This is a genomic window from Methanofastidiosum sp., from assembly GCA_013178285.1.
Taxonomy (GTDB): Archaea; Methanobacteriota_B; Thermococci; order Methanofastidiosales; family Methanofastidiosaceae; genus Methanofastidiosum.
On the sequence record JABLXD010000007.1, the window covers coordinates 1 to 12,113 of the forward strand.

Here is a 12,113-nt window from a genome sequence, read left to right on the forward strand (position 1 = left end):
TCTTACTATATATGTGGGCGTCTTAATGTTGAGAAGTTTTATTTCATCATGAAATATATCCGCTATTTTTTTTGTCAATTCGTTTACGGATATTCCTTTACTTTTAGCTTCTTCAATTGCTTTATCTTCAATATCTGTAAAATTCATTAATCTCGTCACATTATAACCCATGTATTCCAAATATCTTTGGAGTATATCCTCAAATAAAAACGTTCTATAGTTACCAATATGTGGCTTCCTATATATAGAAGGTCCACATGTGAACATTTTAATTTCTTTTGATATGGGTATATCTAACTTATCAATTTTTTTACTCAAACTATTGTAAAAAGATAAATTTGAAGTAGTTTCATAGCTCATGAATTGGTTATGTCAAACAAATATAAAAACATACCTAAATAAAAAATATATTAAGACACTTTAAGAGTCTCAGATGCAATATTTATATCCTCAGAACTTTGTATAGCCTTTAAAAATAATTTACTTAAATCACTATAAACTTTCCTTCTTTCCCTTACTTCAACAATGTATCTTACATTGAAATTAATCCAATTGTCTGTTAGAGATATATAGACTTCTGGGACAACTGCTTTATTAGATAGGTAATATTTATTACTTAATTCAGAGATTTCTTTTTCAGCATTTATAACAATTTCTTTTGTATATTCTTTTACAATTCCTTCAATTAGTATTATGGCTTTCTCCCAATTACTCTCGTAAGATATTGGGATTTCAATCTCATCCCAAATGTATTTATTGTCCTTAGTATAATTATTGACAGTTGCATATAATATTTGGCCATTTGGAATTATAGACAATCTCCCTGTAGGTTGATCTGAAGATACCCATTCTCTTATCTCAAGTAAAGTTGTATTCAAGATTCCGATATCAATTACATCCCCATATTTGCCTTTGATTTCAATTCTATCGCCTACACTATATTCTCTAGTCACGAATAATACTATTCCTCCAACAAAATTCTTAAAAAATTCTTGTAAGGAGATTGCTACACCCGCGGCAAAAAGACCGTACGATATAACTAATGTTTGAGTATCTTGAACCCAAATTCTAATAATTATTGTGGCGGTGAGTATTATATAAAGTACATATATCGTTTTTTTAAATGAATATCTTGTTTTAGAATCCTTAATTTTATTTGAAATATTATCCTGAAAAAAATATTTAAAAATGAGATATGTTAATGTTATTGTTAAAAAACTATAATATATTTTATTAAGTATTATGTTGGTATAATCAATAAGGTAAAACAGCAAAGATAAAAATATAATTACAAACAAAATAAAGTAGAAGATTTTTTTCATATATACTATTTAATAAATAAAATTTATATGCTTTTCTTTATATTCTCTAAGAGAAAAAAATACTATATTTTTTGAAGTTTTTTGGATTGATAAAAATATCTTCTCATATTATTCAAAAACTTGTATTTCTTTTGTTTTTTTAACAAAATCTCCGAATTTACCTTCAAATCTAGTAGCTCTGATATCTTTGTCATCTATGTAATGGTAATTTCCGCCTCTTGGTTTTCCAAAAATAATATTGTGGTACTTAAATCCATGATCTTCCAACCATTTAACAGTTACGTCTCTTTCTTTTTCAGTTCTAGAAGTAAAAAACGTGATAATGTGCCCTTCCTCATACCACTTATTAATAGTTGCCTTTGCATTAGGAATTTCATTGGCTGTTGACATTCTTTCAGGCTCTTCATTAGGTATATCATCACAAATAACTCCATCTATATCTATAATGAAGTTTTTTAATCCTTCTAGGAGACGCGGGCTTGTTTTTTTTCCATTTGAACCAATGTGTTCTCTAAGATATTTCATTTATTTACCTCGCTAACATATATAATAAAAATTATACAATACTATTTATAGGTTATTATTATCTATAATTAGTTCATCTTGAAATATATACTCTAATTTATAGTCTTAAACTTTTAATACTAATGTTTCTTTTAATATATAAAGTTCTAATATTAAATCAATAATGTATGGAGATATTATGACTTACAAATTATTTATTTTGCTTATTTTTTTAATTATAATGGCTTGTTGTTTAAGCATTGAAAATAATACTCAAGATTCAACTTCTCTTTTAAAATATTATGATATTCAATATGATTCAATAAAGGGGGTCGATCCAAAGCTCAATAGTTTGGACATATATACAACAAATTCAGAAGAATTAAAACCAATTATGATTTATGTGCACGGTGGAGCGTGGAGATTAGGAGATAAAACTAGTGTAGGTCTAAAACCGCTTGCATTTACAGAAAAAGGATTTATTTTTATATCAATTAATTATAGGCTTTCTCCTAACGCTAAATTTCCGGTTCATGTACAAGACGTTGGAAAGGCTATAGCTTGGATTTATGCCAATGCAGAAAATTATGGAGGGGATAAAAAACAAATATATTTAATGGGCCATTCTGCTGGGGCCCACCTTGTAACTTTGGTATCGACAGATGAAAGGTACTTAAAAGAGAATAGTTTGAATCTTAATAACATAAAAGGGGTTATATCCCTCGATGCAGTTTATGATTTAGATCTTTTGTATAAAACCTATAATAATATACCTGAAGCATATATTCTTACGTTTGGAAAAGATCCTGAATTCTTAATATATTCTTCTCCTGTAACCTATGTGGAAAAAGATAAGGATATACCTCCAATGTTTATAGCATACTCTGGCGGCGGATTAGTTGGATCTTTGAGAAATAGAGATATACAATCAGAGAATTTTGTTAATAAATTGAGAGAATTTAATTTTTATTCAGAGCTAGTACCTACTTTAGACAAATCACACATGAGTATTAATAGTGATTTTGGTAATCAAAATGATTATTTAACAGGTAAAGCGTTTGAGTTTCTTGAACGTATTCAGAATAATTAATTTCAGAAAAAGATTTACTAAAAAGAAATATTTACATTTTGATTCAGTTAATCTCTTCTCTTCTGATCTGGGCATATTTTTTTAATATATCTCTCTCTTCAGATGTTAAATTCTTTGGAATTTCCACTTTTATTCTTACAAGTAGATCTCCAGTTCCAAATCCTCTAAGTTTTGGCATTCCTTTAGCTTTTAGTCTTAATATGGTATCCGGCTGTGTTCCAGGAGGAACTTTAACGTTTGCTTTTCCATCAATTGTGGGTACGGATAAAGAGCACCCCAACGCAGCTTGGGCCATACTAATTGATTGGGAATAAACTAAATCAGCTCCTTCTCTCTTGAAATTACTATGCGGAAGAACTCTAATTTCAACATATAAATCTCCAGGTGGCCCCCCAAGAGATCCCATCTCACCTTCTTGGGACACTCTAAGAGTCGTTCCGTCTTCAATTCCTTTAGGTATATCGATATTGATAGTTTTTTCTCCACGTACACTGCCACTGCCACCACATTTAGGGCACTTCTCTACTATAACTTTTCCCCTTCCACCACAAGTGTTGCATGCAGTTACTGTTGCAAATGTACCAAAAACAGTTTCTCTTCTAGCTTGGACCCTTCCAGAGCCCCCACAAGCAGGACATACTTTTGGTGGCGATCCGCCTTTTGAACCAGATCCTTGACAATCGGAGCATTTTAATCCTTTGTTCATCTTAAGAGATTTTTTTGTTCCTGTATATGCCTCTTCAAGTGTTATAGATATGCCTGTTTTTAGATCTCTGCCTCTTTGTGGTCTATAAGTGCCACCTCTTTGGCCAGAAGATCCGAAGAATATATCAAATATTGAATCGCCGAAACCTCCTCCGCCAAATCCTCCACCAAAAATATCTTCTAAATCTGAAAAATGAGTAAAATTACTCCATTCAAATCCTTCTCTACCGAATTGACTATTTACGCCTGCGTGACCATATTTATCATAATTAGTTTTTTTATTTTTATCCATTAAGACTTCATATGCTTCAGAAATCTCTTTGAACTTTTCTTCGGCGGATTTATCCCCTTTATTGAGATCAGGATGATATTTTTTAGCAAGTCTCCTGTAAGCTTTTTTTATTTCTTCATCAGTAGCGTTTTTTGTTATTTCTAGAACTTCATAGTAATCTCTTTTAGCCATCCTAAAACCTCAAAAATTAAAATAAAAAATAAATTAATCTTTTTTATCTTCGTCTGTTACCTCAAAATCAGCATCGTAGACATTATCGCCAGTATTTGTTTGGCCTTCTGTTTTTGGCTCTTCGCTTGGTTGTTCCTGTGCACTTTGTGTTTGCTGGTAGATTTTAGCACTTACTTCGTACATTGATTTTGAAAGTTTTTCTGTCTTTTCGTTTATTTCTTGAGGATTGTTGCTATTCATAGCATTCTTTAGTTCTGTAATTAATCCTTCTAATTCAGATTTTTTAGATACTTCTATCTTATCCCCGAAATCTTTTATTGCTTTTTCAGTTGTGTAAATCACTGTATCAGCCTGATTTCTAGCTTCTATCAGTTCTTTCTTCTTAATATCATCCTGGGCATGAACTTCTGCTTCTTTCTTTAGATTTTCAATTTCGCTCTTTGACAGATTAGCTGAAGCCTGAATTGTAATGCTCTGTTCCTTTCCAGTTCCCTTGTCTTTAGCAGTAACGTTTAGAATTCCATTCGCATCTATATCAAATGTAACCTCTATCTGAGGGATGCCTCTTGGAGCAGGAGGTATTCCACTTAATGTAAATTTACCAAGTGTATGGTTGTCAGCTGCAATTGGCCTTTCTCCTTGGAGTACATGTATCTCTACTGAAGACTGGTTGTCTGTTGCTGTGGAGAATACTTCACTTTTCTTTGTAGGAATAGTTGTATTCCTATCTATCAATTTTGTGAATACTCCTCCCAAAGTTTCTATTCCTAATGATAGTGGTGTAACGTCGAGAAGAAGTACATCTTTTACTTCTCCTTTTAATACTCCTCCCTGGATTCCTGCACCAATTGCTACACATTCATCAGGGTTAATGTCTCTTCTTGGCTCTTTTGCAAAGTACTGTTTTACATAGTTGTATACTTGAGGCATTCTTGTTGATCCGCCAACAAGTAGAATTGAGTCAATATCCTCTGGCTCTACTTTGGCATCGGTCATTGCTTGTTGGATTGGCTTCATAGTTCTTTCTAAAAGATCTTTAGTCATAGCTTCAAATTTAGATCTTGATAGAGAAAGTTCTAAATGCTTTGGCCCAGTTTCGTCTGCAGTTAGATACGGAAGATTAATTGAAGTTTCGGCCAATCCTGATAACTCAATTTTTGCCTTCTCTGCAGCTTCTTTTAATCTTTGCATTGCCATTTTGTCTTTAGTTATGTCTTTTCCATACTGTTTCTTATATTCCTCAACTAGCCATTCCACGATACGCTGATCCCAGTCATCTCCGCCAAGGTGTGTGTCACCATTTGTTGACTTTACTTCAAATACTCCATCTCCAATCTCTAGGATTGAAACATCAAAGGTACCACCACCAAGGTCATAAACAAGAACTGTTTGCTCATGCTGCTTATCAAGCCCATAAGCAAGAGTCGCTGCTGTAGGCTCATTTATAATCCTCAATACTTTCAAACCTGCAATTTCTCCTGCATCTTTGGTAGCTTTTCTCTGTGAATCGTTAAAGTAAGCAGGCACAGTTATTACAGCTTCCGTAATCTTTTCTCCAAGATAAGCTTCGGCATCATCTTTCATTTTTTTGAGTATTTTTGCAGATAGTTCTTCAGGTGTGTAGTCTTTTCCGCCCAAAACTATCCTTACTTCTTGGTTATTACCGGGCGTAATTGTGTATTGGATAATCCTCTTTTCACTGTCTACTTCATCATATCTTCTTCCAATGAATCTCTTAACAGAGTAAGCAGTATTCTCAGGATTCGAAACAATCTGATTTTTTGCAACTCTGCCTACTAGCCATTCCCCTTTGGAGGAAACTCCTACAACTGAAGGAGTAGTTCTTCCCCCCTCTGCGTTTGGAATTACTAGAGGTTGACCTTTATCCATTACAGCCATACATGAATTTGTTGTTCCTAAATCAATTCCTAAAACTTTTCCCATTATATCCACCTCATTTACTATAATATTATTATCCTAATTACTCATTTTTTGTTACTTTTACTCTTGAGGGTCTTATCACCCTATCATTCAATATATATCCTTTTTGAAACTCTTCCACTACCCTATTGTGCTCTGATTCCTCAGAACATACTGTAGCCAACGCTTCATGGTAGAATGGATCAAATTCCTTTCCCAAACATTCTATTTCACATAACCCATGAGAGCTCAGCACATCTTTAAGATCTTTATAAATAAGTTCAATTCCTTTGAGAACTTCTTCTTTAGGTAGAGTTTCTTTTTCAGACTCCTTATAGGCTTTTATTCCTCTTTCTATGTGGTCAAGTACATTTAATATTCCTATTATTACTTCCTGCAAAGCATATTTTCTCGTATCTTCTTTTTCTTTTTCTGTTCTTTTTCTAAGATTTTGAAAATCCGCTTCACTTCTTAGAAATCGGTCATAAGTATCTTTTAACTTTGATTCACTTTCTGAAAGCTGTTTCTCTAATTCAGATAATTTATTTTGAAGCTCAGTTATTATGTCTTCATTATTATCAATGATTCCAGTTTCTTCTTCCATTTGCTCACCTATAATTTTTTATAGAGTTTATTCTCCATTGGGAAGCCAAAGCAGTTGTCCATATATGTTGCAGCTTTCTCGAGTCTTTCAAAGAGTCTATCAAAATCCCCTCTTATCTCCATCATTGTTCTAGTTAGATTTCCACCTCGGAGAGTATAATTTCGTCCGCTTTTTCTTAGTAGGCCGCATTCAATTAATTTGTTAAGCTGATTGATTACAGCACCACGAGACATGGATAGTTCTTCAGCCAATTCTGTACTTGAAACACCGTATCTACAATCAGATTTTTCTACTATGACTCTAAAGACTGTAATTGCCGTCTTGTTTACGTCTCTTCCAGTTACAATTCCTAGAGATTCGCAAACCCATTCAATGTATTCTGTCGGAGAGTCCTCAAAAGGAGCGTCTAAATCCCTTACAACGACCCTCATAGGACAGCTTCGTGAAACGGCCACTTAAGTTCACCTGAAGTTAATCTAATCAATCCATTTATAAGAGTTTCGGTTATGCTTATTTTGTCGAAATGATACTGAACAATAAAAATATTATTCATATCTTAATACTGACAATGGCCTTATTTTTGAAGTGTTGTATGCAGGTATAATCGAAGCAATCACAGATACAACTAACGACAAGAAGAATATACCTCCAAGTATTAATGGACTAATTGGTGTGCCCTCTATTTGAAGTATAAGAGAGAGCCCAAAGAAAGCAAAATACAGAATAACTAAAGATAAAATACCGCCTACTACACCAATTGCTAAGTTTTCTATAGCAAGATTTTTTAGTACGGTAAAGTTACTTGCGCCAATTGCTTTCATTATTCCTATTTCCCTCTTTCTATCAATTATAGAAAGATACATAGTGTTAGATATAACTATAATAGCAACAAAAAGGGAAAACGAGGCAAGTAAGGATATTGGAATTACAACTTGATCTATTAGTCTATTCACTATGGATAATACTTCAGAGGATTCAAATACATAATATTCTGGTGAAAACATAGCTTTGGTCTTCTTAGATAAGGCAGGTGCTTGACCCTCTTTAGCTATCACGCTCAAAGTATAAGTATAAATATCTGGAAAAGTTCCCTTAAGTGCTGAATAAGGGATTATAATATCTGATTCCTTATTGAAGGGGCCTTCTCTAATATCTTGGATAACAAATGTTTTCATATATTCATTTTCTTCTAAGGTAATTGAATCTCCAATCTTAAGTCTAAATGATTCTGCCAATCTTTTTGAAATAATAATTTCCTCACTACCGTAAGGTCCGAAATATTCAACTTCTACGTCTAATCCTACAATGTTTACACTCGTCTTAGATAGAATTGGTATTAATTTTGACTGATCTTCAGGCAATAATTTTGCATAATCTGATAATTTTACGCCATTAACTTCGAGTATATTAAACTCCTTATTTGAAGATGATCGTCTAATTCTATCTTGTGTTTCTATAGATGTAATAATTCCTAAATTAGAAGAAGGTGGACCACCCCCTTGAAAACTCGGCGCATAAACCCCAACAATCTTCATGTCAAAATAGTAATCGTTATATCTAAAGGTAATGGTATCCCCTACTCCAAACCCAAAAGTATCAACGCATTGTGTGGAAACAATTATATTATTTTTACCTATGTCCTCTTTTCCAAGGAGCCTCCCCCCTACAGTCTTAAAAGTAACAGGATTAAGTGGATTAAACTCTATATTTCTCCCGCCCAAATTTACATTGATGCATCTTTCTTCTGCCTTTATTCTCTTCTCTTCAGTAAAATCACTAATATATCGAGATATTGGTTTACCATTGACTTTATCGATATTTAAATTAAATCCAGAGAATTCATCAGTTGTTTTGTATACTGTTTTGACTTCTTCCATCAACAACAATCTCTCTTCCATATCAGAAATCTTTGAATCTGGTATGCCGTTTATTTGAATATCGTAATCTGCAAATGAAGAAAATGCATCAGCTACAAAATCTTTGAGACCTTCTCCAGTAGTAAGAACTCCCCCAACGCTGCCGAGTCCAATTGCGATTGCCAAAAGAGCTGTTGCTACTGTCCAATGATTTCTTTCAATACTTCTTAATCCTAACTTAAGTGAAACAAAATTAAAAGTTGGGAATCTAGAAACTAGTTTAATGATATATCTTGAAACAATTGTAAATATGAACATTAAAAATATTAATCCAAATACGCCCAGTACAATTAATAAAGAGCGCAAATTCAAGTATAATATTCCTCCAAAAACTATGAAAGATATAAAAACTATTTTTATAAATCCCCAATCTCTATAAAATGGCTTTTCGCCTTCCATATCTTTGAGAACTATGATTGGCCTTATTTGACTACCAATGTAAGCGGGTACTATCTGAAAAGTCAATACGGAAAATACACCTACTAAAAAACCGTACAGTAAAATAAATGGGTCTATGACTAAACGTAAAGCTGTATTGAACAATCCTTCTGCAATAAGAACAAGTTGGGTTGATATTATTATCCCAAGAATAACGCCTAAAATACTTCCACTGATACCTAAAAACAACGCCTCAAAGAGAAAAAAATTAATAACTTGAGAACTTTTAATACCTACGGCTTTCATTGTTCCTATTTCTTTTTTTCTCTCTTTCATTGATATAAACATCGTAGTAATTATACCAATTGCACCTACAAGAAGTGCTATAATTCCCGCGAGACCAAAAAACTGCAGTACAGGCCTTAGAGTATCAATAGTTGCTTCATTTTGCTCTATATAATTTGTAAGAGTTATCTGATATTTATTCCTGTCTATTAGCTGATTTTGAATTGATCTTTCGGCTTCGTACATCAAGGAATCATTTTGTGTTTTAATGAATATGCTAGAAGCATCTTTTTCTTCTAGTTCAAGAAGTTCCATTATTGTTTCATGTTTTATTATCCCTACCCCAAATATATCGGCGACACCGCCCCCTTCCTTCACTATCCCCACTACTTTGAATTCGGTTCGACCATTGTCGGATAAAACAGGTAGGGTGTCTCCAACTTTTAATTTAAGATTTTGGGCCAATATGTCATTTACAGCAATATCATATGGCTCTTTAATTAGGGTATTGAATTTTACTCCTTTGGGCTCAATTACGGGAATTTCGTCGTATAACGGATACTTTCCTGTTTCTATGCCTCTTAACCCCAAAAAAGTCTGAGTAACCCCTTCCCTTTGTATATCTGTTCCTCTTACAGTATCTATAATGTATGTGTAATCTTCAATGGTTCCCGTATCCCTTAATCCTATAATAAAATCTTCAGTTTCTCGAAAATCAAAATCACCAGTCCTAAATCCCACAGGTTCCATATCAAGCCTTAGATCTCCTCCAAAATAGTATTTTACGCTACTCTGAAGAGTGAAATTAACAGAATTGCCCATGAGACTAATGGCTACTATAGATGCTATGCTAATTGCTATTGCAAGTAAAGAAAAAAGTGTTCTTTGTTTTCTTCTTAATAGGGAGGTAGAAGCATATTTTGAATATATGCTAATTTTTGAGTTTTCCAACATTTTTCTCCCGTTCCAATCTGCCATCTCTGATATATATAACACGGTCAGCTATATTTGCCACTTCATCCGAATGTGTAACCAAAAAAATAGTAGAACCAAAATCATCTCTTAATTTTTGAAATAAATTTAATATCTTATTTTCAGTCTTAGAATCCAAGTTACCTGTAGGTTCATCGCCAAACAATATTTTCGGATTATTTATTAATGCTCTTGCAATAGCCACCCTTTGCTGTTCTCCACCGCTCATCTCAGTTGGCTTGTTATTTCTTCTATGGCTAAGTCCAACTATTTCCAATAGTTCTTCAGGATCCTTTTTTGTTCCCTTGACAAAATATGACGGCAACATTACATTTTCAATTGCTGTAAGTGTTGAAACTAAATTATATGCTTGAAAGACAAATCCAATTTTTTTACCCCTAATTTCTGCAAGTTTACTTTCCGGAAGTCTTGTTATATCAATTCCGTCGATTAGAATCTTCCCTGATGTTGGTAAATCTAAACCTCCAAGAATCCCTAGAAGGGTACTTTTACCAGATCCAGATGGCCCCATTAAAGCAACTATTTCGCCCTTTTTTACAGTAAGATCTATCCCGCGCAAGATGGGAATTTGTACATTACCAAGAGTATAGCATTTATAAAGTGCCCTTGCATCAATTACTGGAGATTCCATTTTTTAATACCCTCTAAGGATTTCAATTTATTGGCCAGATGCTTCTTTAGAAGATCCTTCTTTTTTTGATTTTCTCCTTTTTCTGTAGAAATATATTCCGCCGATAATTATGGCCAATATTAGTATTGGAACAATTAAACCTGCTATGGCTTGTCCAGCTGTTGCTTGAGGAATAGCATTTACGGAAATAAAGAATTCTTTTTCATTTGTATGAGATCCTTTATCGTCATTGTATGTGACAATGAGTTTACATTTAACTTCTCCACTACTGGCACCGGAATTTAAGGCAAATACACCGTTTGCGTAATCATCTTTTTGAATCTTACCAAGGTATGCTTCACTGTCTCCTACAAATGGAGATTCTATTTTTAGTTTAACATTATCTGCATCAGTTGTACCAATATTTTCTATTTTTAAGGTTAAGACAAAAGGCTGATTTTGAACAATCCTAGTTGGGTCGGTAGTTCTTCTACCAAGTTCCAATTGTGGAGTTCCAGATATTTTTAAACCAAGAACTTCGTTTTGTGTATGTGTGACTCCTAGATTATCCTGAAAAGTTAGAACTAAAGTCATTATATGGTTTTTTGGAGTTGTATTTTTCCCTATAGATAAATCGTAAGAAGCAACAACGTATTCACTGCTTCTAACATCTTGGAATGTTTTTGTTAAAGAAGATGAAACGGGAACAATTTCTGGATCATTTGTGTCCAATGTGACTTTCAACCACTGTAATCTGTTACCGCCAACATTTTTCAATCTAAGATTAAGATTGAAAACTGTACCAGGGTCAACAGTTGTGCCTTTAACTCCATTGATTGCGAAATCATCTACACTAACTAGAGTATCGCCAATAACTTTAATCTCTACCTCTTCTTGATAATTCCCTCTGTTTGTTTCGATAATAACAGGTATTTTGTAATTTCCATAAGCAGCTCCACTGTCAACGTCAATTACAAAGAAAGCACCTTTAGGGATAGTCGTAAGATTCCCAATTACAAATTGATCAGATTCTTTATTTGAAGCTGAAAATGGGGAAGAAAGGTCCAAATATACCTTTACAGTTTGAAACTCTAGAGAGGTTTCATTATTAATAGTAACTGTAACGAGATTATTTTCAGTGCCTGCTTTAAGGGAAGACCCCTGAGCCACTATAATATCAAAATTCTTATCAGATGCTGAAACATACATACCTGTTGCCAAAAGCAACATTCCAATCATTAAATAAGTTATTATTTTCATAACATCACTTTAAACTATCTTGAGATTTTTAGAATTATTCTTTTTATATATTTTTCGACTATT

11 protein-coding genes are annotated in these 12,113 nt (G+C 33.3%); 1 reads left to right on the forward strand and 10 read right to left on the reverse strand.

Annotation, left to right across the window (positions count from 1 at the left end; genetic code table 11):
* The 3 genes from HPY60_03720 to HPY60_03730 all read right to left on the reverse strand — a co-directional run.
* On the reverse strand, positions 1-360 hold a 360-nt coding region (locus HPY60_03720), incomplete at its 3' end, for a class I tRNA ligase family protein (protein ID NPV50288.1).
* A 50-nt stretch (positions 361-410) separates the two neighbouring features.
* Positions 411-1,322, reverse strand: coding sequence for a mechanosensitive ion channel (locus tag HPY60_03725; GenBank protein NPV50289.1), 912 nt, complete (start codon positions 1,320-1,322; stop codon positions 411-413).
* A gap of 108 nt (positions 1,323-1,430) precedes the next feature.
* Positions 1,431-1,847, reverse strand: coding sequence for a phosphoheptose isomerase (locus tag HPY60_03730; protein ID NPV50290.1), 417 nt, complete (start codon positions 1,845-1,847; stop codon positions 1,431-1,433).
* 220 nt (positions 1,848-2,067) lie between these two features.
* Between HPY60_03730 and HPY60_03735 the strand changes: the two genes are divergently transcribed.
* Entirely contained in the window at positions 2,068-2,916 is an 849-nt protein-coding gene (locus HPY60_03735; GenBank protein ID NPV50291.1) for an alpha/beta hydrolase, read from the forward strand.
* Positions 2,917-2,959: 43 nt separating this feature from the next.
* On the opposite strand, the gene dnaJ is transcribed toward HPY60_03735, so the two are convergent.
* The 7 genes from dnaJ to HPY60_03770 form a co-directional block, all read right to left on the reverse strand.
* Entirely contained in the window at positions 2,960-4,084 is a 1,125-nt protein-coding gene (dnaJ, locus tag HPY60_03740) for a molecular chaperone DnaJ (GenBank protein NPV50292.1), read from the reverse strand.
* Between the two features lie 33 nt (positions 4,085-4,117).
* Complete coding sequence (dnaK, locus tag HPY60_03745) at positions 4,118-6,028, reverse strand: molecular chaperone DnaK (GenBank protein ID NPV50293.1); 1,911 nt, start codon at positions 6,026-6,028, stop codon at positions 4,118-4,120.
* Between the two features lie 37 nt (positions 6,029-6,065).
* The gene (grpE, locus tag HPY60_03750; GenBank protein NPV50294.1) at positions 6,066-6,608 is read right to left on the reverse strand and encodes a nucleotide exchange factor GrpE; all 543 of its coding nucleotides are present in this window, start codon (positions 6,606-6,608) and stop codon (positions 6,066-6,068) included.
* 8 nt (positions 6,609-6,616) lie between these two features.
* A complete protein-coding gene (locus HPY60_03755; GenBank protein ID NPV50295.1) occupies positions 6,617-7,063 on the reverse strand; it encodes an ArsR family transcriptional regulator in 447 nt (148 codons plus the stop codon).
* A gap of 90 nt (positions 7,064-7,153) precedes the next feature.
* Complete coding sequence (locus tag HPY60_03760; GenBank protein ID NPV50296.1) at positions 7,154-10,138, reverse strand: FtsX-like permease family protein; 2,985 nt, start codon at positions 10,136-10,138, stop codon at positions 7,154-7,156.
* Entirely contained in the window at positions 10,119-10,811 is a 693-nt protein-coding gene (locus tag HPY60_03765; GenBank protein NPV50297.1) for an ABC transporter ATP-binding protein, read from the reverse strand. Before HPY60_03765 ends, HPY60_03760 begins: the two co-directional genes overlap by 20 nt.
* 27 nt (positions 10,812-10,838) lie before the next feature.
* The gene (locus tag HPY60_03770; GenBank protein ID NPV50298.1) at positions 10,839-12,050 is read right to left on the reverse strand and encodes a hypothetical protein; all 1,212 of its coding nucleotides are present in this window, start codon (positions 12,048-12,050) and stop codon (positions 10,839-10,841) included.
* Positions 12,051-12,113: the final 63 nt, after the last annotated feature.